This window comes from Bradyrhizobium macuxiense (assembly GCF_007993935.1).
GTDB classification, from domain to species: domain Bacteria; phylum Pseudomonadota; class Alphaproteobacteria; order Rhizobiales; family Xanthobacteraceae; genus Bradyrhizobium; species Bradyrhizobium macuxiense_A.
The window spans coordinates 373053-395247 of the sequence record NZ_VITY01000002.1 but is presented as its reverse complement, the minus strand read 5'-3'; the positions used below and the strand labels follow the sequence as shown (position 1 = coordinate 395247).

Genomic DNA, 22195 nt, shown 5'->3' with positions numbered 1-22195 from the left:
GATCTAGTGAGGGTGATCCGGCAGCACGAGCCCGAATGTCTTCGTCAAATCCGCCACCTGTTCGGGCGAGAGATAGCGCGGGTTCAGCCCGCGCAGCAGCAGATAGAGTTTGGCGGTTTCTTCCAGCTCCTCGGTCGCGAACACGGCCGCTTCCAGTGTGTCGCCTGACACGACCGGCCCGTGATTGGCGAGCAGCACCGATGAATATTTCCCGGCCAGCCCTCTGATCGCGTCGGCCACGGCGGGATCGCCGGGGCGATAATAGGGCACCAGCGCGGTCTGGCCGCACTTCATGACGTAGTAGGCCGTCATCGCCGGCAGTGCGGCGCGCGGGTCGATCTCGGGCAGCATCGAGAGCGCGACCGAATGGGTCGAGTGCAGATGCACCACTGCGCCGGCGCTCGTGCGCGTCTGGTAGAGCGCGGTGTGCAGCGGCACTTCCTTGGTCGGGGCATCGCCGGAGACCAGCCGGCCGTTGCCGTCGAGCCGCGACATTTTCGCCGGATCGAGGAAGCCGAGCGAGGCGTTGGTCGGCGTCACCAGCCAGCCGCCATCGTCGAGCCGGACGCTGATATTGCCCGAGGAGCCCGGCGTCAGCCCGCGCTCGAACAGCGAGCGGCCGAACCGGCAGATGTCTTCACGAAGCTTTGTTTCGCTCATCCGGTTCGCTCTTCCGGTCGCTCTTGGCGCCAACTTTGCCGCCATCCGTTTTCAGCTTTGTCTCATGCTTTGGCAGCGCGGCCAAGCCGTGATAGGCAAGCAGCAACGCGCATGATCGGGAAGGGTGAAAGCCGGTTTTCCGAAAATGCTCAAACAACCAAAAATGTTCAGGGATCGCCGCATGTCCAGTTCCGCAACACCACACGTCGCCGTCATCGGGCTGGGCTCGATGGGATACGGCATGGCGACCTCGCTCAGCCGCGCCGGCTTCGTCGTGACCGGCTGCGACGTTTCGGCCGATGCCGTCGCGCGCTTCGTGGCCGACGGCGGCAAGGGCGCGAAAACGCCGGCCGAAGCGGCCCGGGATGCCGACATCGTCGTTAGCGTGGTGGTGAATGCGGCTCAGACCGAAGCGATCCTGTTCGGCAAGGACGGCGCGGCCGAGACGCTGGCCAAGGACGCGGTGTTCATTTCCTCGGCGACCATGGACCCCGATATCGCGCGGCGCCTCGCAAAACAGCTCGAGGCGACCGGCCGGCATTATCTCGATGCCCCGATCTCCGGCGGCGCGCAGCGCGCGGCGCAAGGCGAGCTGACCATTCTCGCCTCCGGCAGCGTGGCGGCATTTGCGAAGGCGCGGCCGGCGCTGGATGCGATGGCGGCAAAACTCTACGAGCTTGGCGATGCCGCAGGCCAAGGCGCCGCGTTCAAGATGATCAACCAGCTGCTGGCCGGCGTGCACATCGCGGCCGCCTCGGAGGCGATCGCCTTTGCCGCCAAGCAGGGCCTCGATATCCGCAAGGTCTACGAGGTGATCACGGCCTCCGCCGGCAATTCCTGGATGTTCGAGAACCGCATGCCGCATGTGCTCGACGGCGACTATGCGCCGCGCAGCGCGGTGGAGATTTTCGTCAAGGACCTCGGCATCATCCAGGACATGGCGCGCAATGCGCGCTTCCCGGTGCCGGTGTCGGCCGCGGCGCTGCAGATGTTCCTGATGACCGCGGCCGCCGGCATGGGCCGCGACGACGATGCGTCGGTGGCGCGGATGTATGCCCAGGTCACCGGCACCAAGCTTCCCGGCGCGAAATAAGAGGATCCTGCAATGCCCCGCTTTGCCGCCAACCTCACCATGATGTTCAACGAGGTCCCGTTCCTCGACCGTTTCGACGCCGCGGCGAAAGCGGGCTTCACCGCGGTCGAATTCCTGTTTCCGTACGACCATCCGGCCGAGGAGGTCGGCAAGCGGCTGAAGGCTGCCGGGCTGATCCAGGCGCTGTTCAACCTGCCGCCGGGCGACTGGAACGCCGGCGAGAAGGGCTTTGCCGCGCTGCCGGATCGGTTCGCCGATTTGCAAGCGAGCCTGAAGACCGCGCTACCCTATGCGCGCGCGACTGGCGTCAAGCGGGTGCACCTGATGGCTGGGATTGCCGACCGCAGCGATGCCAAAGCGGTTGCGGCGTTTCGCAAATCGGTCGCACATGCCGCCGAGTTCTTCGCGCCGCACGGCCTCGACGTCGTGATCGAGCCGATCAATCCGCGCAACGTGCCCGGCTACTTCCTCAACGACTTCATCTTCGCGCGCGACGTCATCAATGAGCTGGGCATCCCGAACCTCAAGCTGCAATTCGACATCTATCACTGCCAGATCATCCATGGCGACGTCACCATGCGGCTGCGCGAGATGATGCCGATCATCGGCCACATCCAGATCGCCTCGATCCCGTCGCGCAACGAGCCCGATGGTGAGGAGCTGAATTATCCGTTCCTGTTCGGCGAGCTGGATAGGCTCGGCTATGGCGGCTTTGTCGGCTGCGAATACAATCCGCGCGGCAAGACCACCGATGGCCTTGCCTGGTTCAAGCCCTATGCCGGAGTGAAGCCGTGACATCAGCTGCGAAACTGTCGCTCGGCTGCATCGCCGACGACTATACCGGCGCCTCCGACCTCGCCAACACGCTGACCCGCGCCGGCCTGCGCACCGTGCAGACCATCGGCGTCCCGGCGGACGATCTCACGCTGCCCGAGGTCGATGCCGTCGTGGTGTCGCTGAAGAGCCGCTCGATCGAGGCCGGCCTTGCCGTGACGCGCTCGCGCGCCGCGGAGACCTGGCTGCGCGGCCGCGGCGCCTCTCACATCCAGTTCAAGATCTGTTCGACTTTCGATTCCACCGACGCCGGCAATATCGGCCCGGTTATGGACGCGCTGCGCGCCGACTCCAAGGACAGCATCGTGCTGGTGACGCCGGCGTTCCCGGAAACCGGCCGCACCGTCTATCAGGGCAATCTGTTCGTAGGCTCCGTGCCGCTGAACGAGAGCCCGTTGAAGGATCATCCGCTCAACCCGATGCATGATTCCAATCTGGTTCGCGTGCTGGCGCGCCAGAGCAAGACCAAGGTCGGCCTGGTCGATCTGGCGACGCTCGCGCGCGGCGTGGAGGCCGTTCGAGCGAAGCTCGCCGACCTCGCGGGTAGCGGCGTCGGCGCCGCCATCATCGACGCGGTGTTCGACCGCGACCTCGAGACCATCGGGCAGGTGGCGCTGGATCACCGTCTCTCGGTCGGCGCCTCCGGCATCGGGCTTGGTTTGGCGCGGGCCCTGGTCGCCGCCGGCAAGGCCAGATCGGCTGCCGAAAATGCAATCTCCGCAGCCGCGATCGGCGGGCCGGCGGCGTGCCTCGCCGGCAGTTGCTCGCAGGCGACCCTGCGCCAGATCGCCAGCGCCGAGAAGGTGATGCCGGTCCTGCACCTCGACCCCGAGCGCGTGATCGCGGGCAAGGACGAGGCGCAGCGCGCGCTCGCCTGGACCAGGGAGCGGCTGGGGAAGGGGCCGGTCCTGATCGCGAGCAGCTCGACCCCGGACCAGGTTGCAGCTCTGCAATCGCGTCATGGCCGAGATGCGGCCGGACACGCCATCGAGCAGGCCATGGCCGACCTCGCGGAGGGGTTGGTGCAGTCGGGCGTGCGCAGACTGGTGGTTGCCGGTGGTGAAACGTCAGGCGCCGTGGTCGATCGCCTGGGCATCCCAGGCTTCCTGGTCGGTGCGGAAATCGCCGCAGGCGTGCCGGTTCTCCGCGCGGTCGGTGCCAGCAATGGCGAGATGGTGCTTGCCCTGAAATCGGGCAATTTCGGCGGGCCGGAGTTCTTCTCGGATGCGCTGGCATTGATGCCCTGATGCGCCCCTTGCGCATCCTGATGCGTCTCTTGCGCATCATGTCACGATGGTGACGGGTATCTCCGTAGTTCAGCGGAGGACCAAATTAACCCTACTTAAGGAGGGGGGCTGGCTTTGATGTCTGTGGCGCACCGCCGCGCCCCCAGCCATTCGATTGGGCTTCGCGAGCCCGATACCCAAGAGACCCCACGATGTTCGCAAAATACTCGATCCGCGCCAAGATCATTGCCGTGGTTGCATTCCTGCTCGTCGCGACGACAGGCATGGGCCTGCTCGCGGTCATGAACTTGCGGTCGATCAATGCCAACACAGTCGACATCACGACGAGCTGGTTGCCGAGCGTGCGCGTGCTGGGGGATTTGCGCGCCGGCGTCATCACCTACCGCAACGTGATCCGCGAGCACATGCTGGCCGAGACGCTGGAGGAAAAGCTGGCGCAGGAAAAGACCCTTGCGACGGTGGTCGAAGCCAACACCAAGTTCCGCGCGAACTACGAGCCGATGATCACGTCCCCCGAGGAGCGTGCGCTGTACAATCAATGGGTCGATACCTGGACCCGCTACAAGAAGGGCACCGAGGAAGTGATGGCGCTCTCGCGCAAGGAGGCCGGCAAGATCCCGCACGAGGCGCATGAGCTGAACGCCAAGACCGTGAACAAGATCGGCCTCGATGCGGACGAGATCCTGCGTAAGGACATCGACCTCAACAATGCAGGTGCCGACAAGGCGACGCAGGACGCGTCGAACAGCTACACATCGGCCGTCATGCTGCTTGCGATCATCCTTGGCGCCGCCATCGTCGTCGGCGTTGGCGTCAGCTTCCTGATGATCCGCGATGTCTCTTCCGGAATCGCCTCGATCGTCAACCCGATGCAGGCACTGGGCCGTGGCGATCTGACCGCCGTGGTGCCGCATCAGGGCGAGAAGACCGAGATCGGCGCGATGGCCGATACGTTGCAGGTGTTCAAGGAAGCCCTGGTCGCCAAGAAGACCGCCGACGAGGCCGCGGCCGCCGATGCCGAAGCCAAGATCGAGCGCGGCCGCCGGGTCGACGCCATCACCCGCAATTTCGAACAGATGATCGGCGAGATCGTGCAGACCGTGTCGTCGGCCTCGACCCAGCTCGAAGCTTCCGCCTCTACGCTGTCGTCGACGGCGCGTCGCTCGCAGGAACTGACCACGTCGGTTGCGGCTGCGTCCGAGGAAGCCTCGACCAACGTGCAGTCGGTGGCGTCGGCGACCGAAGAGCTGTCGTCGTCGGTCACCGAGATCAGCCGCCAGGTGCAGGAGTCGGCGCGGATGGCGGGCGACGCCGTCGGCCAGGCGCGCACCACCAACGATCGCGTCAGCGAGCTGTCGAAGGCCGCCGCGCGCATCGGCGACGTCGTCGAGCTGATCAACACCATCGCCGGGCAGACCAATCTCTTGGCGCTGAACGCGACCATCGAGGCGGCGCGCGCCGGTGAGGCCGGCCGCGGTTTCGCGGTCGTCGCGTCCGAGGTGAAGGCGCTCGCCGAGCAGACCGCCAAGGCGACCGGCGAGATCGGCCAGCAGATCGCCGGCATCCAGACCGCGACCCAGGAGTCGGTCGGTGCGATCAAGGAGATCTCGTCGACCATCGAACGGCTGTCGGAGATCTCCTCCACCATTGCCGCCGCGGTCGAAGAGCAGGGCGCCGCGACGCAGGAAATATCCCGCAACGTGCAGCAGGCGGCGCAGGGCACACAGCAGGTCTCGGCCAACATCACCGACGTGCAGCACGGCGCCAACGAAACTGGCTCGGCCTCAAGCCAGGTGCTGTCGGCAGCACAGTCGCTCTCGGGTGACAGCAACCGCCTCAAGCTCGAAGTCGGGAAGTTCCTCGAGGCCGTCCGCGCCGCCTGACCCGCAGTCGCCGGGGGACCTCCCGTCCGCACGGGGCTGACCGATCCAAGCGTGGTGGGCCGTCCGGCTCACCACGCTTTGCATTTTCGCAGGGCAGCGATGCGCTAGACTTCTGGCGGCCGAAACGGCGTGCTCGGCGGGCTCGGTTTCTGAGCAGGGCTGTCTCTTTTCGAGGACAACACGCGCGCGATCGGCGGCACTGCGTCGGACCCGGTTGATCGAAGCGCGCCGCTTCACCGCGCTATGCCAAGGAAGTGAAGGCCGCGGCGGCTCCGCGGGTTGGCGTTTTGCGCTGCATCAGGTAAATCGGCCGCTGCGGAACGGCTTTTGCAATGTCGATTCCTCTGCCTGGGCGGGCTTCATTTCGGGAATGCTGTTTTTATGATCGCACTGGTCCGTATCGCGCTGAGCCGGCCATATACTTTCGTCGTGCTCGCGATCTTGCTGCTGATTATCGGACCGCTGGCGGCGCTGCGCACGCCGACCGACATCTTTCCCGAAATCCGCATCCCTGTGATCGGCGTGGCCTGGTCGTACACCGGTCTGCCTCCCGACCAGATGTCGGGGCGCATCACAACTCCGTTCGAGCGTGTGTTGACCACGACGGTCAACGACATCGAGCACATCGTTGCGAACTCCTATAACGGCATCGGCATCGTCAAGATCTTCTTCCAGCCGAACGTCGACATCCGCACCGCCAACGCGCAGGTCACGGCGATCGCCCAGACCCTGCTCAAGCAGCTGCCGCCGGGCGCGACGCCGCCGCTGATCCTCAACTACAGCGCCTCGACGGTTCCGATTGTCCAGGTCGCGCTATCGGGTGACGGCCTCACCGAGCAGAACCTCGCCGACATCGGCATCAACCAGTTGCGCACGCCGCTGGTCACGGTGCCCGGCGCCGCGATCCCCTATCCGTATGGCGGCAAGCAGCGCCAGATCCAGATCGACCTCAATTCGACCGCGCTGCAGGCGCGCGGCCTGTCGGGCCAGGACGTCGCCAATGCGCTCGCGGCGCAGAACCTGATCACGCCGGTCGGTACCCAGAAGATCGGCAATTTCGAATACACCATCAACCTGAACAACTCGCCGCTCCGGATCGAGGAGCTCGGCGACCTGCCGATCAAGACCGTCAACGGTGCGATGGTCTATGTCCGCGACGTCGCCACCGTCCGCGACGGCAACCCGCCGCAGACCAACATCGTCCATGTCGACGGCAACCGCTCGGTGCTGATGATGGTGCTGAAGGCCGGCGCGGTTTCGACGCTCGATATCATCGCCGGCATCAAGCAGAAGGTGATCGACGTCAAGGACCAGATGCCGGACGCGCTGAAGATCGGCTTCGTCGGCGACCAGTCGGTGTTCGTCCGCGGCGCCATCACCGGCGTCGCCTTCGAAGGCGTGATCGCGGCGCTGCTGACCAGCGTGATGATCCTGCTGTTCCTCGGCAGCTGGCGTTCCACCGTGATCATCGCCGTGTCGATTCCGCTGTCGGTGCTGGGCGCCATCATCATGCTGTCCCTGATCGGCGAGACGCTCAACATCATGACGCTCGGCGGCCTCGCGCTCGCGGTCGGCATCCTGGTCGACGACGCCACGGTGACGATCGAGAACATCAATTACCATCTCGAGCAGGGCAAGCCGGTCGAGCAATCGATCCTCGACGGCGCCAACCAGATCGTGACGCCGGCCTTCGTCTCGCTGCTCTGTATCTGCATCGTGTTCGTGCCGATGTTCTTCCTCACCGGCGTCGCGCGCTTCCTGTTCGTGCCGATGGCCGAAGCCGTCATGTTCGCGATGATCTGGTCGTTCCTCCTGTCGCGCACCCTGGTGCCGACGATGGCGAACTATCTGTTGCAGGCGCATGTGCATCACGAAGGCCCGCCGCCGAAGTCGCGCAATCCTTTCGTCTGGTTCCAGCGCGGCTTCGAAGCGCGGTTCGAACGCATCCGTGGCGGCTATCATGGCCTGCTTGCGATGGCGCTCGGCCATCGCAAGGTGTTCGTTGGCGGCTTCCTCGCGGTGGTCGCCGCGTCGTTCCTGCTGGTGCCGTTCCTCGGCCGCAACTTCTTCCCGTCGGTCGATGCCGGCAACATCCTGATGCATGTCCGCACCCAGGTCGGCACCCGCGTCGAGGAAACCGCCAACCAGATGGCGGATGTCCAGAAGGCGATCCGCAAGCTGATCCCGGGCGAGATCGAGACCATGACCGACAACATCGGCATGCCGATCTCCAGCATCAACTTGACCTACAACAACACCGGCGTGATCGGCCCGCAGGATGCCGACATCCAGATCAAACTCAGGGAAGGTCACAAGCCGACCGAGGAGCATGTGCGCGCGCTGCGTGAGCAATTGCCGCGGCTGTTCCCGGGCACCAGCTTCTCCTTCCTGCCGGCCGACATCGTCAGCCAGATCCTCAACTTCGGCGCGCCGGCGCCGATCGATCTGCAGATCCGCGGCGCCAATCTCGAGGCCAACTACGCCTATGCCAACAGGCTACTGGCGAAGATCAAGCGCATTCCCGGCATCGCCGACGCGCGGATCCAGCAGTCGCCGAACAACCCGACCTTCAACATCGATGTCGACCGCACCCGCGCGCAATATGTCGGCCTGACCGAGCGCGACGTCACCAATTCGCTGGTGGTCAACCTCGCCGGCTCCTCGCAGGTCGCGCCGACCTATTTTCTCAATCCCGATAACGGCGTGTCGTATTCGATCGTGATGCAGACGCCGCAGTATCAGATCGACTCGCTGAGCGCGCTGCAGACCTTGCCGATCACCGCGACCGGCAACACCCAGGCACCGATCCTCGGCGGCATCGCCGACATCAAGCGCGCGACCTCGAGCGCGGTGGTCTCGCAATACGACATCCAGTCGCTGGTGCAGATCTACGCCACGACCCAGGGCCGCGATCTCGGCGGCGTCGCGACCGACGTGCGCCAGCTGATATCAGACACCGCCAAGGAGGTGCCGAAGGGCTCCTCCGTGGTGCTGCTCGGCCAGGTCCAGACCATGAATTCGGCCTTCACCGGCCTGTTGTTCGGCCTGCTCGGCGCGGTCGTCTTGATCTACTTCCTGATCGTGGTGAACTTCCAGTCCTGGTCGGACCCGTTCGTGATCATCACGGCGCTGCCCGCAGCGCTCGCCGGCATCATCTGGATGCTGTTCACGACCCAGACCACGCTGTCGGTTCCCGCGCTCACCGGCGCCATCATGTGCATGGGCGTCGCGACCGCCAACAGCGTGCTCGTGATCAGCTTCGCGCGCGAGCGCTATGAGGAGCTCGGCGATCCCGTCGCGGCGGCGCTGGAGGCCGGCTTCGTCCGGTTCCGCCCGGTGCTGATGACCGCGCTCGCCATGATCATCGGCATGGCGCCGATGGCGCTCGGGCTCGGCGAGGGCGGTGAGCAGAACGCACCGCTGGGCCGGGCCGTGATCGGCGGCCTGATCTTCGCGACCTTCGCGACCCTGATGTTTGTTCCCGTGGTATTCAGTATGGTACACAAGAAGCAAGGCGCCAAAGCCGCCGCCTCATCGGAGATTCCGCATGCAGCCCACTGAACAGCGCCCACCGGTGTCCGGCCGGCGATTGGGCATCTTCGGCGTGGTTGCATTGGTCGGCGCGGGGCTGATCGTCGGCACCGGGATCCGCGCCCGCGAGGAGCAGGACAACCGGCTGAAGGAATGGACCGACGACCAGGCCATTCCGACCGTCGCGGTGGCACTGCCCAACGCCAAGGCGCTGAGCCCCACGATCGACCTGCCGGGCCGGCTCGAGGCCTATTCCCGCGCGCCGATCTATGCCCGGGTGTCGGGTTATCTGAAGAACTGGGACGCCGACATCGGCGCCCGCGTCAAGGCCGGCCAGGTGATCGCCGAGATCGAGGCGCCCGACCTCGACCAGCAATTGCTGCAGGCGCGCGCCGATCTCGCCAGCGCCCAGGCCTCGGCCAAGCTCTCCGAGGCGACGCTCGCCCGGCGCAAGACGCTGGTGGCCTCGAACTTCGTCTCGGCGCAGGAGATCGACGAGCGCACCGCCGACCTCTCCAACAAGAACGGCGCGGTCAAGGCCGGCCAGGCCAATGTCGAGCGGCTGGAAGCGCTCGCCGGTTACAAGAAGATCGCGGCGCCGTTCGACGGTGTGGTGACCTCGCGCGACACCGACGTCGGCGCGCTGATCAATGCCGGCGGCAACTCGGGTCCGGCGATGTTCACGGTCTCCGACATCACCAAGCTGCGCGTCTATGTCAACGTGCCGCAGAACTACGTTCCGGCGATCAAGATCGGCGCCAAGGCCACGCTGTCGCTGCCGGACTACCCGAACCGCAGCTTCCAGGCGACGGTGGAAGCTTCCTCGCAGGCGGTCGATGTCGCCTCCGGCACGACGCGGATGCAGCTCGGGCTCGACAATTCCTCCGGCGAACTGATGCCGGGCAGCTATGCCAGCGTGAAGCTGAACCTGCAGCGCGACGCAACGCCGCTCAGCATTCCCGCCAGCGCGCTGATCTTCAACGGCAACGGCCTGCGGGTCGCGACCGTGACGCCGGACGACAAGGTGCTGTTCAAGACCGTGAAGATCGGCCGCGACCTCGGCAAGGAGATCGAGCTCGCCTCGGGCCTCGCGCCCGACGACCGCATCATCACCGCCCCGCCGGACGGTCTCGCCGACGGCGATCATGTCCGCGTCACCGGCGCAGGTGCCGCCAAGGGCAAGCCGACGACCGCGTCCGAAAAGCAGGACGTGAAGGGGTAGGTTCTTAAGTAGCCCGGATGGAGCGAAGCGAAATCTGGGGCAGGCAGTGGATAGAGTGCCCCCGGATTGCGCTGCGCTCCATCCGGGCTACGCACAAGAGCGAGCTACGCTCGTCTCGACCCCGCAATAGCGGGGTGAGGGAGTTTTAACCTACCCGCCATTCCAGCATGCCGTCACTGGCGGTGACGATGTTGCCGGTGGTGCCGACCGGCGTCCGGTCCAGGTCCTGCAAATAAGCCAGCGACGCCGTGTCGCTTGCCGGGATGCGGCCAAGCGTGCGGCGGCCGTCTTCGGTGCGCAGCATGGTGACGCCGTGCTCGACCTCACCATTGGCGCGGTAGATCACGGTGAAGGCCTCGACCTTGCCTTTGCCTGTCGCCTCCGCGGTGAAGTCGGGCACATCGCGCCTGTTGCGATCGGCCTCCGCCTGCACGGAGGTCTCCTGCTTGAGTGCGGCCGTCGGCGCCGCGCGCGACAGCACGAGGCCGTGGTGCTTGGTGACGAAGCCGCCCTGGCCGTAGAGCAGGCCGAGCGTGCCGCCGCTGCGCAGCTTGCGCACCATCGCGCAGGCCGAATGCGTCATGTAGGTGTTGAGCGGCGCGCCGAAGAACGTCAGGCCACCGGTCACGGTCGGCTGCACGTCGGCGCCCAGGCCCAGCGTGCGGCGTGCCATCTTCGGCACGCAGGGGAAGCAGCTATAGAGCTCGATCGCGTCGAACTTTTTGCCGTCGCCGCCGACGAGATCCATCACCGCCTTCAGCACCGCGGTCTGCGCGTGGCTCTCGACGAACTGGTCGCGGATCAGGTAGTCGCGCGGCTCTTCCGCCGAGGCGCCGCCGAGCGGATAGATCAGTCTGTCCTCCGGCACGCCGGCCGCGCGCGCCTTGGCGAGGCTGGTCAGGATCAGCGCGCCGCCCATGTTCACCGTCGGGTTCGCCACCATCAGCTTTGTATACGGCCAGGCGATCATCCGGTTATCAGGCGTCGCGGTGGTGATCTCGTCGCCGGTGAACTTCTTCTTCAGCCAGGAGTTCGGATTGTCGGCCGCAACCCGCGCGTAGGTCGACCATAGGTCACCGGATTCCTTCAGCGCCTCGCGCGGCGTCTGGCCCCAATGCGCAGAGGTTGCGGACTCATAGAGCGGATAGACCGTGATCGGCCTGAACACGCCGAGCGTCACCGCCATCGGCTTCTGGAACGCTGCGCCGCGCTTCGGCTCCTCGACGTCATGCGCGAACGGCGTCCACGGCAGCTCGACGCCGGCGCGCTGCGCCTTGGTCGCGGTCGACTGCGCCTCCGCGCCGCACACCGCGGCGACGCTGCATTCGCCGCGCGCGATGCGCTGCGCCGCCTCGTGCAGATAGCGGATCGGGCTCTCGCCGCCGACCGGGCCGTAATAGAGATGCGCGGGCGCAATGCCGAGCCGTGCGGCGAGCTGCTTCTCAGGATCGCGATAGCGCCAGCTCAAAAAGTTGACGACGTCGAGCGACTGCACGTCGGCGAGCAGCTTTGCGCCGCTGTCCGCCTCGGCGCGCTTCAGCGCCTCCTCCAGCAGCGTCAACGGCTCGAGGCCGGCGGCGATGTCCTTCGGACGATCGACGATCTCGCCGACGCCGACGATGACGGGAATGCGGTCTTCGGGGATGCTGTTCGACATTCTTGTTGCTTCACTCTGCGGTATTGGACTCGATGGCTATTTGGTCGTCATTGCGAGCGAAGCGAAGCAATCCATTTCACGACTCGGGGATAGATGGATTGCTTCGTCGCTCCGCTCCTCGCAATGACAGCGGTGGGTGTTCTACTCCGCCACCAGCGCGTTCATGTGCTCGACGGCCTCGACAAACTCTTCCTTGAACTCCTGCACCACGGCGCCGGCCGACTTCACGCTGTCGACCAGGCCGACACCCTGGCCCACAAAATAGCTGACGAGATCGCGCGCCTTCTCGTTACCACCAGCGGCGGCGCGGTCGATGGCGTTGAAGGCGTCACGGCTGATGATGCTCTGCAGCGGCATCGGCAGCGCGCCGGGGCTGTCTGGCGAGCGGTCCCAGGCGTCGGTCCAGACCGAGCGGAGCTGCCGCGCCGGCTTGCCGGTGCGGCCCTTGGAGCGGATCGCATCGCGCGACGAGGCGGCGATCATCTTCTCGCGGAAGATCTCCGAGGTCTCCGACTCCACGGTGGCAAGCCACACCGAGCCGGTCCATGCGCCGGCCGCGCCCATCGCCATGCAGGCCGCCATCTGGCTTCCGGTCATGATGCCGCCGGCGGCGAGCACCGGCACGTCACGGATTTTTTTGACCGCCTTGATCACCTCGGGCACCAGCACCATGGTCGAGACTTCGCCGCAATGGCCGCCGGCCTCGGTGCCCTGCGCGACGAGGATGTCGACGCCGGCCGCGACCTGGCGCAGAGCGTGTTCCTTGGAGCCGACCAGCGCCGCCACCGGCACGCCGTGCTGGCGGCCCATCTCGATCATCGCCTTCGGCGGCACGCCGAGCGCGTTGGCGATCAACCGGATCGGATGGCGGAACGAGACTTCGAGCAATTGCAGCGCGGTCTCGGCATCGAACGGCTGCGGCTGGTTGTCGGCGACGCTCTGCGCCGTGAGCTCGATGTTGTATTTCTTCAGCAGATTGCGGGTGAAATCGCGGTGCTCCTGGGAGACGCGTTGCTCGAGGCTTTTCCAGGTGACGTTCTTCTCACCAGCCGTCGAGATATTCTCGGGGATCAGCACGTCGATGCCGTAGGGCTTGCCGTCGACATGCGCGTCGATCCATTTCAGCTCCTGCTCCAGCGTCTCCGGCATGTACCGTGTGGCGCCGAACACCCCGAAGCCGCCGGCGCGGCTGACCGCCGCCACCACGTCGCGGCAATGGCTGAAAGCGAGCAGGGGGAATTCGATCCCCAGCATGTCGCAGATCGGTGATTTCATGGGTTGGTTTTCTCCCGGCGGCTGCTTCTTGTGCTTGTTGGCATCAGCCCCTGCAACGCTAGCGCATCACGGTCAACGAAGCCAAGCGGGTTTCGGCCGTGGCGATCTTGCGTGCAGGCGCTGCTTGGCAGCATCGCGCGCAGCGCATTCCGCTGGATAGAAAATGCGATCCAGCGGGGTGGGCAAAGCGTAGTGAGCCCACCATCTAGTGCGGATGTGCGGATCGGCACGGCGGTTGCCGCGCCATGGAAAACGTAACCCGGGAGCCAACGACGTGACTGACGACACCTCTGCCTACGAGCCGCCGAAGGTCTGGACCTGGAACAAGGAGAGCGGCGGGCGCTTCGCCAGCATCAACCGGCCGATCGCCGGCCCGACCCATGACAAGGAGCTGCCGGTCGGCCGCCATCCGCTGCAGCTCTACTCGCTGGCGACGCCGAACGGCGTCAAGGTCACCGTGATGCTGGAAGAGCTGCTCGCGGCGGGCCACAAGGGCGCCGAGTACGACGCGTGGCTGATCAAGATCGACGGCAACCAGTTCGGCAGCGGCTTCGTCGCGGTCAACCCGAACTCCAAGATCCCGGCGCTGATGGACCGTAGCGGGCCTGAGCCGATCCGGGTGTTCGAGTCAGGCTCGATCCTGGTTTACCTGGCGGAAAAATTCGGCGCCTTCCTGCCGACCGATGCCAAGACCCGCGCCGAAACCTTCTCCTGGCTGTTCTGGCAGATGGGCTCGGCGCCGTATCTCGGCGGCGGCTTCGGGCACTTCTATGCCTATGCGCCGACCAAGATCGAATACGCCATCGACCGCTTTGCGATGGAGGTGAAGCGCCAGCTCGACGTGCTCGACCGCCGGCTTGCCGACAACGAATACCTCGCGGGCGACGTCTACACGATCGCCGACATGGCGGTGTGGCCCTGGTACGGCAGCCTGGCCAAGGGCCTGCTCTACGGTGGCGGCGAATTCCTCGCGGTGCAGGACTACAAGAACGTGCAGCGCTGGACCGACGCGATCGCGGCGCGGCCCGCGGTGAAGCGCGGCCGCATGGTCAACCGCACCTGGGGCGAGCCGTCGAGCCAGCTGCACGAGCGGCATGACGCCGGCGATTTCGAAACGAAGACACAGGACAAGATCGGCGAGCCGGCGGCGTCGTAGTCTGCGCGATCAATCTGACCCGTCATCCTGGTTCTGAAGCTTTCACCGTCGTCATTGCGAGGAGCGAAGCGACGAAGCAATCCATGCTTCCGCGTATGCGGCGCGATGGATTGCTTCGCTTCGCTCGCAATGACGATGATAGATCCGTCATGAGGAGCGCGTTCCGCGCTCCTCACCATGCATCATGCCAGTAAATCATCATACTCCGGATGCTTCTTCATGAAGCCCTGGATGAATTCGCACGTCACGACGAGCTTGATCTTCTGTGCGCGTACGGCGTCGAGCGTGGCGCGGGCGAGCTTGGAGCCGATGCCGCGGCCGCCGAGCTCCGGCGGCACTTCGGTATGAACCAGCGTGATCGTGTCCGGCGTCTTGCGGTAGACCACGAAGGCGGTGTGGCCGTCGACGGCGAGCTCGAACCGGCTCTGCGCGGCGTCGTCGCGGAATGCTTCACTCATTGTCTGGTCCTCGTTATTTTTGCTTCGCGCCTTCAGCCGCGGGAAACACCACGCGGTCGTCGGTGCGGCAGTAGCGATCGGCGAACATGCGGCCGATCGGGTGGTAGCGCTCCATGTGGACGCGCATCGCATCACGATCCCACAATTCGTCGCGGATGTGGAAGTGGATGCCTTCACCCATGATCAGCTCGCGGTCGCCATTGACGTCGATCAGCTTCCAGGTCTTGCACTCCATCGCGAACGGCGCGTCCGCGAGCCTGGGTACCGCGATCTTGCGCGAGGGCGCAAGCTTCAGGCCGAGGTAATCGGGCTCGCCGATCTCGGGCGGGAAGTCGTCCGAGCTCTCGTGCATCGCGCGCGCCAGCGGCTCGTCGGTGAGATTGACCACGAATTCACCGAGGCGCTGGATGTTGGCCAGCGTGTCCTTCTCGCGGCCGTCAGGCCGCCGGTTGACCGCGAACATGCAGAGCGGCGGGTCCTCGCAGAACACGTTGAAGAACGAGAACGGCGCCGCATTGACCACGCCGTCCGCGCTCGTGCTCGTCACCCAGGCGATCGGCCGCGGCAGCACGAAGGAGGTCAGCACCTTGTAGCGTTCGCGCTGCGTGAGGTCTTCGGGAGCGTATTCCATGGGACGGATCCGAGAAACGTAGGGCGGGTTAGCGAAGCGTAACCCGCCGCCGCCGGTTCGGAAAGCAAAAGGCGGGTTACGCTTGCGCTAACCCGCCCTACGATCCTGCTTGTTCATCTCTCCCGACACGAGCGGGGAGAGGGAGAAGAACAGCCTACGGCATGCTCAGCTCGTGACGGCCGACCACCATCCAGTGCACCTCGTCCGGACCGTCGGCGAAGCGGAGATGGCGGACGTCCTGGTACATCTCGCCGAGCGGCGACCACTGCGAGATGCCGGTGGCGCCGTGCATCTGGATCGCCTGGTCGATCACCTTGCAGGCGCGCTCGGGGACCATGGCCTTGACCATCGAGACCCAGACGCGGGCTTCCTTGTTGCCGAGCACGTCCATCGCCTTGGCCGCCTTCAGCACCATCAGCCGCATCGCTTCGATTTCGCAGCGCGCCTGGGCGATGATCTGCATGTTGCCGCCGAGATGGGCGATCTTCTTGCCGAACGCCTCGCGGGTCAGGCCGCGCTGCACCATCATGTCGAGCGCCTTCTCGGCCTTGCCGATGGTGCGCATGCAGTGATGGATGCGGCCCGGGCCGAGGCGGACCTGCGAGATCTCGAAGCCGCGGCCTTCGCCGAGCAGCATGTTCTCCTTCGGCACCTTGCAATTGTTGAAGCGCAGATGCATGTGGCCGCGCGGCGCGTGGTCATGGCCGAACACGTGCATCGGGCCGAGGATCTCGACGCCGGGGGTGTCGATCGGCACCAGGATCTGCGACTGCTGCTTGCTCGGCGCCGCATCGGGATTGGTCTTCACCATCACGATCATGATCTTGCAGCGCGGATCGCCTGCGCCGGAGATGTAGTACTTCTCGCCGTTGATCACCCACTCGTCGCCGACCAGCTTGGCGGTGGTCGAGATGTTCTTGGCGTCGGAGGAGGCGACGTTCGGCTCGGTCATGGCATAGGCCGAGCGGATCTCGCCGTTGAGCAGCGGCTTCAGCCACTTCTCCTTCTGCGCCTTGGTGCCGACGCGCTCCAGCACCTCCATGTTGCCGGTGTCGGGGGCCGAGCAGTTCATGGTCTCGGAGGCCAGCGGGCTCTTGCCGAGCTCGGCGGCGATATAGGCGTAGTCGAGGTTGTTGAGGCCGTCGCCGGTCTCGGCGTCGGGCAGGAAGAAGTTCCAGAGGCCGACTTCCTTGGCCTTGTCCTTGGCCTTCTGCAGGATCGCGAGCTGCTCGTCCGTGAAGCTCCAGCGGTTGGTCTTCTTCTCGCCGGCGCGATAGAACTCGACCGACATCGGGTCGACGGTGTCGCGGATGAACTGCTTCACATGGTCGTAGAGCGGGCGGACCTTGTCCGACATGCGCAGGTCGTTGAGCTCGTCGCCCGGATTGAGCGTGTAGTTCGTGGTGCGCGGCACATAGGCATGCTTCATTGTCTTTTCTCCCTCGCGAAGGCGCGTTTCGCGGCGGACAATAGACGCGTGCGGCGCGAAGCGCGAGCACCGATTTTCGCAGGATCTCTACCGCATCGCGGAATTTAGCGGCGGCGTTTCAAACGTTGTTTGAACGCCGCCGCGCACGACGCGTGTCGGATCGTCAGACCATCCGGTGCATCGCGCAGATCTTGTTGCCGTCGAGGTCGCGCAAGTAAGCGAGGTAGAGCTTGATGCCGCCTCCTTCCCGCACGCCCGGCGGATCCTCGATCGGCTTGCCGCCATTGGCGATGCCGGCCGCGTGCCAGGCCTCGACCTGCTCCGGCGAGGAGCAGGCAAAGCCGATCGTGCCGCCATTGGCGTGCGTCGCCGGCTCGCCGTTGATCGGCTTGGACACCATGAAAATGCCGGCCTTGGTGAGGTACATAATGCGGTGACCGTCGACCCGGGCCGGCCGGACGTCGAGCGTGCCGAGCAGCGCATCGTAGAACGCCTTGGCCTTGTCCAGATCGTTGGTGCCAACCATCACGTGTGAAAACATCTGAAATATCCTCCCTCTTGGTTACGAAAGCCGCCTTGTTGCGCCCTTGCAGCCGGAACGCTTAGCAGCAGTTTTGCCGCGACGGAAGCGACGCTGCGATCGGCACCGGCTATTCCTGCGCCTCTACTCCGGAAGAGCGCAAGTAAACGCAAGACCCGGACGCATCAGGGCCGCGAGGATGCGGATGTATGACTCACAAGGCGTGCAACATATTCGGTGTCGTCCCTGCGAACGCAGGGACCCATAACCACGAATGGCCATTGTTACGCGGCGCCGGAACGACGAGTCCCTTCAACAACATCCGCCGCGGAGTATGGGTCCCTGCTTTCGCAGGGACGACAGCGGTGGATGCGGAAGCGCCGCGACGATCAGAACGCCGTGTACCCGCCGTCGATCACAAAACAATCCGCCGTATGATAGGACGATGCCTTGCTCATGAGGTAGACGGCGATGCCGCCGAAATCGCTCGGTTCGCCGAAGCGGCGCACCGGGATGCGGGGCATCACGTTGGCGACGAACTTGTCGTTGGCCATGATGCCGGCGGTCATGTCGCTCTTGATCCAGCCGGGCAGGATCGCGTTCGCGGTGACGCCGTGGCGGGCGAGCTCGACGCCGAGCGCGCGGCACAGCGCATTCAGCGCGGCCTTGGTGCCGGCATAGTGCTCGTTGCGCGCGGTGCCGAACAGCGAGGCGAGGCTCGAGGTCGCGACCAGCCGGCCGAACTTGTCGCCGGCCTCGGACCGCTCGGTCATGTGGCGTGCCGCAGCCTGGAATACGTGAAACACGCCGTCGAGATTGGTCGCGAACATCTTGCGCCATTCCTCCTCGGTGCGGTCGATGAAGGAGCGGCGTCCGCCGCCGCCGATGCCGGCATTGGCGAAGCAGCCGTCGACGCGGCCGAAGGTGTCGAGCGTTGCCTTCATCGCGGTCTTGACCGAGCCGGGATCGCTGACGTCGCAGAATTGCGTCGCGACCTTACCGGGCCCGGCCTTCATCGAGGCGGCGGCGTTGGCGTTTTTTTCCGCGTTGCGGCCCCAGATCGCGACGTTGCAGCCGGCGGCGTTCAACGCCTGCGCGATGCCGAGGCCGATGCCGCCATTGCCGCCGGTGATGACGGCGACGCGGCCGGTGAGATCGAAGATGCCACTCATTGGGGTTTCCATTTGGTTTGGTGCGCGCTAATCACGCGGTCACGGATGGGCTTGCCGCCGACCATGGACAAGCCCGGCACAAAAATCAAATATGGGTCGAAACATCGACCTACCGCGGTACCAACCTCGGAAGCAACGTAAAGAGGAAACCATGCAGTTCAAGCACGTCACGCTCGACTTCGACGGATCGGTCGCGATCCTCAAGCTCGACCACCAGGAAGTCATGAACGCGGTCTCGATCGACATGCTGGGCGGCCTTGCCGAGGCGCTCGATGCAATCGACGACAAGCGCGACGAGGTGCGCTGCCTGGTGATCACGGGCGCGGGCCGCGCCTTCTGCACCGGCGCCAATCTGCAGGGCCGCAACCAGCAGCAGAAGCCCGGCAGGAGCAACGCCGGCGCCGCGCTGGAAACCGCGTTCCATCCGTTCCTGCGCCGATTGCGTAAGCTGCACTGTCCGATCGTCACCGCGGTGAACGGTCCGGCCGCGGGTGCCGGGATGAGTTTTGCATTGATGGGCGACCTCATCCTGTGCGCGCGCTCGTCCTATTTCCTGCAGGCGTTCCGCCGCATCGGCCTGGTGCCGGATTGCGGCTCGACCTGGCTGCTGCCGCGGCTGATCGGCAAGGCGCGCTCGGTCGAGCTGTCGCTGCTCGGCGAGCGGCTGCCGGCCGAGAAGGCGTTGGAATGGGGCCTCGTCAACCGCGTCTATGACGACGCTGCGCTGATGGAAGAGACGATGAAGATGGCGCACGATCTCGCCAACGGACCGACGATCGCGCTGTCGCTGATCCGCAAGCTCTACTGGGACAGCCCGGAAAACACCCTCGAGGATCAGCTCAATCTGGAATGCGAGTCACAGCGGATCGCGGGCAGAGCCGAGGATTTCAAGGAAGGCGTCACGGCATTTCTCGAGAAGCGGCCGGCGAAGTTCAAGGGCAAATGATCGAGACCGAACTCAGCCGCTGCGTCGCCGCGTTTCGTCCCGGCGCGACCGGCGTCACCGGCGCCGCCAAGCTCTCCGGCGGCGCCAGCCAGGAGACCTGGACGTTCGACATCGTGCACCCGGACGGCAATGTCGGCGCCATCCTGCGCCGCGCGCCGCCGGGCTACGGTGCCGCGCCCGGCCGCGCCGCCGGCCTCGATGCCGAGGCCACGCTGATGCAGCTCGCGCATGACGCGGGCCTGCCGTCGCCGAAGGTGATGCATGTGCTGACGCCGGAGGACGGCCTCGGCCGCGGCTTCATCATGGTGCGGGTCGAAGGCGAGACCATCGCGCGGAAAATTTTGCGCGACGAGGAATTTGCCAAGGCGCGGCCGGTCCTCGCCCGCCAGCTCGGCCGCGTGATCGCCGGCATTCATGGCCTGCCGCAGGCCAAACTGCCGAAGCTGCGCAGCCTGACGGCGACCAGGGAGATCGAGGATCTCTCCCGCGAATATCACAGCTTCAACTGGCCGCGGCCGGTGTTCGAGCTGGCGTTGCGCTGGCTGCGCGATCACGATCCCGGGCCGTCGTCGGAGGTGACGCTGGTGCACGGCGATTTCCGCCATGGCAATCTGATCATCGGCCCCGACGGCGTGCGTGCGGTGCTCGACTGGGAGCTAGCGCACTTCGGTGACCCGATGGAGGATCTCGGCTGGATCTGCGTCAATTCGTGGCGCTTCGGCGAGATCGACAAGCCGGTCGGCGGCTTCGGCACCCGCGAGGATCTGTTCGCGGGCTATGCGGAAGCCGGCCGCAAGGCCGATCCGGACCGCGTGATGTTCTGGGAAGTGATGGGCACGCTGCGCTGGGGCGTGATGTGCTGCGGCATGATGCAGCGCTTCCGCGCGGGGCCGGATCACTCGATGGAGCGTGCGATGATCGGGCGCCGCGCGTCGGAGACCGAAATCGATCTGTTGCGGTTGCTAGCTCCGCGGGGGAGATAACCATGCAGGACGAACCGACACCCACCGAACTGATCAAGGCGGTCGCCGATTTCCTGCGCAACGAGATCACGCCTGTGATCAAGGGCCACAACGGCTTCAAGCTGCGCGTCGGCATCAACGCCCTCGACCTGGTGACGCGGCAGCTTGCGCTCGCCGAGGCCTGCGATGCGACCGAAGCCGCGCGGCTGAAGGCGCTGCTCGGCGCCGACGGCTCGCTGATGGAGCTGAACCGCGCGCTGTCGGAGAAGATCGCAAGCGGTGAGGTCGATCTGACAACACCGGGTCTGGCGGAGCATCTCTGGCAGACCACGATGGACAAACTCGCCGTCGACCAGCCGAACTACGCGTCCTACAAGCGGGAACAGGAAACGTAGGATGGGTGGAGCGCAGCGATACCCATCACGGCGCGGCGAAAGCGCGGATGGGTATCGCTGCGCTCCACCCATCCTACGAAGAAACCGTCATTGCGAGCGAAGCGAAGCGATCCATCTCACCGCTTGCCGAGACATGGATTGCTTCGTCGCTTCGCTCCTCGCAATGACGCGGAAGGAGGCGCTCACCGCCCCAGCCACTTCGGCGGCCGCTTCTCCGAAAACGCCTTCGGACCCTCGATGTAATCCTGCGAGGCGGCCATCGCCTTTACCGCCGGATATTCGCGCTGCTCGGCCATGGCCTGTTCTAGCGAGACCTCGAGGCCCTTCTGGATCGCCTGCTTGGAAGCGCGGATCGACATCGGCGAGTTCTTGGTGATGGTCTCGGCCCAGCGCTCGGCGGCGGCCAGCGCCTCGCCCTGCGGCACCACCTCGTTGACGAAGCCGAGCTCGAGACCTTCCTTGGCGCTGACGTGGCGCGCGGTCAGGATCATGCCCATGGCGCGCTTGAGCCCGATCTGCCGCGGCAGCCGCTGCAGGCCGCCGGCGAGCGCGGCGAGGCCGACGCGTGGTTCGGGCAGGGCGAAGGTCGCATTCTCGGCGGCAATGATCAGGTCGCAGGCCAGCGCGACCTCGAACCCGCCGCCCATCGCGACGCCGTTGACGGCGGCGATGATCGGCTTGTCGCAGTCGAAGCGGGTGGTGAGGCCGGCGAAGCCGCCCTTGTCCCAGCCGCGCTTGCCGCCGGCGGCCTGCCATTTCAGGTCGTTGCCGGCGCAGAACGCCTTGTCGCCGGCGCCGGTGACGATCGCGACCCACTGCTCGGGATCGGCGGAGAAGTCGTCGAACACCTTGTTGAGCTCGAAATGCGCGTCGATGTGCAGCGCGTTGTAAACCTCGGGCCGCGACAGCGTCACGATGGTGATGGGACCCTTGCGCGTCACCTTGGAGAATTTCAGATCCATGTTTGCTCCCGTCGATTTTCTGCGGCGAAGAATATTGCCGATATCCTAGCGCCTGCGCGCCGTTCCGTGCCATCCAATTACGCAACGCGACCGCGCGCGCAAGCCTCACCGGCCTGCTTGACTTGGCCGCGTGCTTCTCACCTTAATCGATCCGAACGCGGA

The 22195-nt window shown here is 65.5% G+C and carries 19 protein-coding genes; 10 read left to right on the top strand and 9 right to left on the bottom strand.

The window, feature by feature from the left end; all coding sequences use genetic code 11:
- Positions 1 to 3: 3 nt before the first annotated feature.
- Positions 4 to 660: an aldolase gene (locus FBZ93_RS05985; protein WP_146985022.1), complete on the bottom strand. Its 657-nt coding sequence runs from the start codon at positions 658 to 660 to the stop codon at positions 4 to 6.
- Positions 661 to 841: 181 nt separating this feature from the next.
- Here FBZ93_RS05985 and ltnD point away from each other — a divergent pair, with 181 nt between their 5' ends.
- The 6 genes from ltnD (at position 842) to FBZ93_RS05955 (ending at position 10470) form a co-directional block, all read left to right on the top strand.
- Positions 842 to 1753 (top strand): L-threonate dehydrogenase, encoded by a 912-nt coding sequence (gene ltnD, locus FBZ93_RS05980; protein WP_146985021.1) that lies wholly within the window; start codon positions 842 to 844, stop codon positions 1751 to 1753.
- Positions 1754 to 1765: 12 nt separating this feature from the next.
- Positions 1766 to 2548 carry a 2-oxo-tetronate isomerase gene (gene otnI, locus FBZ93_RS05975; protein WP_146985020.1) on the top strand — a complete coding sequence of 261 codons (783 nt, stop codon included), beginning with the start codon at positions 1766 to 1768 and terminating at the stop codon, positions 2546 to 2548.
- Positions 2545 to 3834 carry a 3-oxo-tetronate kinase gene (gene otnK, locus FBZ93_RS05970; protein WP_146985019.1) on the top strand — a complete coding sequence of 430 codons (1290 nt, stop codon included), beginning with the start codon at positions 2545 to 2547 and terminating at the stop codon, positions 3832 to 3834. The genes otnI and otnK overlap by 4 nt, the downstream gene beginning before the upstream one ends.
- A gap of 191 nt (positions 3835 to 4025) precedes the next feature.
- Positions 4026 to 5717 carry a methyl-accepting chemotaxis protein gene (locus FBZ93_RS05965; protein WP_146985018.1) on the top strand — a complete coding sequence of 564 codons (1692 nt, stop codon included), beginning with the start codon at positions 4026 to 4028 and terminating at the stop codon, positions 5715 to 5717.
- A gap of 381 nt (positions 5718 to 6098) precedes the next feature.
- The gene (locus FBZ93_RS05960) at positions 6099 to 9278 is read left to right on the top strand and encodes an efflux RND transporter permease subunit (RefSeq protein ID WP_146985017.1); all 3180 of its coding nucleotides are present in this window, start codon (positions 6099 to 6101) and stop codon (positions 9276 to 9278) included.
- On the top strand, positions 9265 to 10470 hold the full coding sequence (locus FBZ93_RS05955; RefSeq protein ID WP_146985016.1) for an efflux RND transporter periplasmic adaptor subunit: 1206 nt from the start codon (positions 9265 to 9267) through the stop codon (positions 10468 to 10470). The genes FBZ93_RS05960 and FBZ93_RS05955 overlap by 14 nt, the downstream gene beginning before the upstream one ends.
- A 145-nt stretch (positions 10471 to 10615) precedes the next feature.
- Here FBZ93_RS05955 and FBZ93_RS05950 read toward each other — a convergent pair whose 3' ends face one another.
- Complete coding sequence (locus tag FBZ93_RS05950) at positions 10616 to 12127, bottom strand: acetyl-CoA acetyltransferase (protein WP_146985015.1); 1512 nt, start codon at positions 12125 to 12127, stop codon at positions 10616 to 10618.
- Between the two features lie 141 nt (positions 12128 to 12268).
- Positions 12269 to 13402, bottom strand: coding sequence for a nitronate monooxygenase (locus tag FBZ93_RS05945; protein ID WP_146985014.1), 1134 nt, complete (start codon positions 13400 to 13402; stop codon positions 12269 to 12271).
- Between the two features lie 274 nt (positions 13403 to 13676).
- On the opposite strand from FBZ93_RS05945, the gene yghU reads away from it, so the two are divergent.
- Entirely contained in the window at positions 13677 to 14558 is an 882-nt protein-coding gene (yghU, locus tag FBZ93_RS05940) for a glutathione-dependent disulfide-bond oxidoreductase (protein WP_146985013.1), read from the top strand.
- 182 nt (positions 14559 to 14740) lie between these two features.
- Here the strand turns inward: yghU and FBZ93_RS05935 are convergent, their stop codons facing one another.
- The 5 genes from FBZ93_RS05935 to FBZ93_RS05915 all read right to left on the bottom strand — a co-directional run bounded on the left by FBZ93_RS05935 (position 14741) and on the right by FBZ93_RS05915 (position 18768).
- Complete coding sequence (locus FBZ93_RS05935; RefSeq protein ID WP_146985012.1) at positions 14741 to 15016, bottom strand: GNAT family N-acetyltransferase; 276 nt, start codon at positions 15014 to 15016, stop codon at positions 14741 to 14743.
- Positions 15017 to 15029: 13 nt separating this feature from the next.
- Positions 15030 to 15647 (bottom strand): flavin reductase family protein, encoded by a 618-nt coding sequence (locus FBZ93_RS05930; protein ID WP_146985011.1) that lies wholly within the window; start codon positions 15645 to 15647, stop codon positions 15030 to 15032.
- A 154-nt stretch (positions 15648 to 15801) separates the two neighbouring features.
- Complete coding sequence (locus FBZ93_RS05925) at positions 15802 to 17076, bottom strand: acyl-CoA dehydrogenase family protein (RefSeq protein WP_050420072.1); 1275 nt, start codon at positions 17074 to 17076, stop codon at positions 15802 to 15804.
- Between the two features lie 163 nt (positions 17077 to 17239).
- Complete coding sequence (locus tag FBZ93_RS05920; RefSeq protein WP_146985010.1) at positions 17240 to 17617, bottom strand: VOC family protein; 378 nt, start codon at positions 17615 to 17617, stop codon at positions 17240 to 17242.
- Between the two features lie 368 nt (positions 17618 to 17985).
- A complete protein-coding gene (locus FBZ93_RS05915; protein ID WP_050406764.1) occupies positions 17986 to 18768 on the bottom strand; it encodes an SDR family NAD(P)-dependent oxidoreductase in 783 nt (260 codons plus the stop codon).
- Between the two features lie 151 nt (positions 18769 to 18919).
- On the opposite strand from FBZ93_RS05915, the gene FBZ93_RS05910 reads away from it, so the two are divergent.
- The 3 genes from FBZ93_RS05910 to FBZ93_RS05900 are packed head-to-tail and all read left to right on the top strand — an operon-like array spanning position 18920 to position 21071.
- Positions 18920 to 19714: an enoyl-CoA hydratase/isomerase gene (locus tag FBZ93_RS05910; RefSeq protein ID WP_146985009.1), complete on the top strand. Its 795-nt coding sequence runs from the start codon at positions 18920 to 18922 to the stop codon at positions 19712 to 19714.
- Positions 19711 to 20697, top strand: a complete 987-nt coding sequence (locus FBZ93_RS05905) for a phosphotransferase family protein (protein WP_146985008.1) — start codon at positions 19711 to 19713, stop codon at positions 20695 to 20697. The genes FBZ93_RS05910 and FBZ93_RS05905 overlap by 4 nt, the downstream gene beginning before the upstream one ends.
- Before the next feature lie 2 nt (positions 20698 to 20699).
- Positions 20700 to 21071 (top strand): DUF6285 domain-containing protein, encoded by a 372-nt coding sequence (locus FBZ93_RS05900; RefSeq protein WP_146985007.1) that lies wholly within the window; start codon positions 20700 to 20702, stop codon positions 21069 to 21071.
- Between the two features lie 182 nt (positions 21072 to 21253).
- On the opposite strand, the gene FBZ93_RS05895 is transcribed toward FBZ93_RS05900, so the two are convergent.
- Positions 21254 to 22033 carry an enoyl-CoA hydratase-related protein gene (locus FBZ93_RS05895; RefSeq protein WP_146985006.1) on the bottom strand — a complete coding sequence of 260 codons (780 nt, stop codon included), beginning with the start codon at positions 22031 to 22033 and terminating at the stop codon, positions 21254 to 21256.
- Between the last annotated feature and the right edge of the window lie 162 nt (positions 22034 to 22195).

Excerpts from the sequence above, each read along its gene's own strand:
- FBZ93_RS05985 (WP_146985022.1), bottom strand. The coding sequence starts at position 660 with ATGAGCGAAACAAAGCTTCGTGAAGACATCTGCCGGTTCGGCCGCTCG.
- ltnD (WP_146985021.1), top strand. The coding sequence starts at position 842 with ATGTCCAGTTCCGCAACACCACACGTCGCCGTCATCGGGCTGGGCTCG.
- otnI (WP_146985020.1), top strand. The coding sequence starts at position 1,766 with ATGCCCCGCTTTGCCGCCAACCTCACCATGATGTTCAACGAGGTCCCG.
- FBZ93_RS05965 (WP_146985018.1), top strand. The coding sequence starts at position 4,026 with ATGTTCGCAAAATACTCGATCCGCGCCAAGATCATTGCCGTGGTTGCA.
- FBZ93_RS05960 (WP_146985017.1), top strand. The coding sequence starts at position 6,099 with ATGATCGCACTGGTCCGTATCGCGCTGAGCCGGCCATATACTTTCGTC.
- FBZ93_RS05955 (WP_146985016.1), top strand. The coding sequence starts at position 9,265 with ATGCAGCCCACTGAACAGCGCCCACCGGTGTCCGGCCGGCGATTGGGC.
- FBZ93_RS05950 (WP_146985015.1), bottom strand. The coding sequence starts at position 12,127 with ATGTCGAACAGCATCCCCGAAGACCGCATTCCCGTCATCGTCGGCGTC.
- FBZ93_RS05945 (WP_146985014.1), bottom strand. The coding sequence starts at position 13,402 with ATGAAATCACCGATCTGCGACATGCTGGGGATCGAATTCCCCCTGCTC.
- FBZ93_RS05935 (WP_146985012.1), bottom strand. The coding sequence starts at position 15,016 with ATGAGTGAAGCATTCCGCGACGACGCCGCGCAGAGCCGGTTCGAGCTC.
- FBZ93_RS05930 (WP_146985011.1), bottom strand. The coding sequence starts at position 15,647 with ATGGAATACGCTCCCGAAGACCTCACGCAGCGCGAACGCTACAAGGTG.
- FBZ93_RS05925 (WP_050420072.1), bottom strand. The coding sequence starts at position 17,076 with ATGAAGCATGCCTATGTGCCGCGCACCACGAACTACACGCTCAATCCG.
- FBZ93_RS05920 (WP_146985010.1), bottom strand. The coding sequence starts at position 17,617 with ATGTTTTCACACGTGATGGTTGGCACCAACGATCTGGACAAGGCCAAG.
- FBZ93_RS05915 (WP_050406764.1), bottom strand. The coding sequence starts at position 18,768 with ATGAGTGGCATCTTCGATCTCACCGGCCGCGTCGCCGTCATCACCGGC.
- FBZ93_RS05910 (WP_146985009.1), top strand. The coding sequence starts at position 18,920 with ATGCAGTTCAAGCACGTCACGCTCGACTTCGACGGATCGGTCGCGATC.
- FBZ93_RS05905 (WP_146985008.1), top strand. The coding sequence starts at position 19,711 with ATGATCGAGACCGAACTCAGCCGCTGCGTCGCCGCGTTTCGTCCCGGC.
- FBZ93_RS05900 (WP_146985007.1), top strand. The coding sequence starts at position 20,700 with ATGCAGGACGAACCGACACCCACCGAACTGATCAAGGCGGTCGCCGAT.
- FBZ93_RS05895 (WP_146985006.1), bottom strand. The coding sequence starts at position 22,033 with ATGGATCTGAAATTCTCCAAGGTGACGCGCAAGGGTCCCATCACCATC.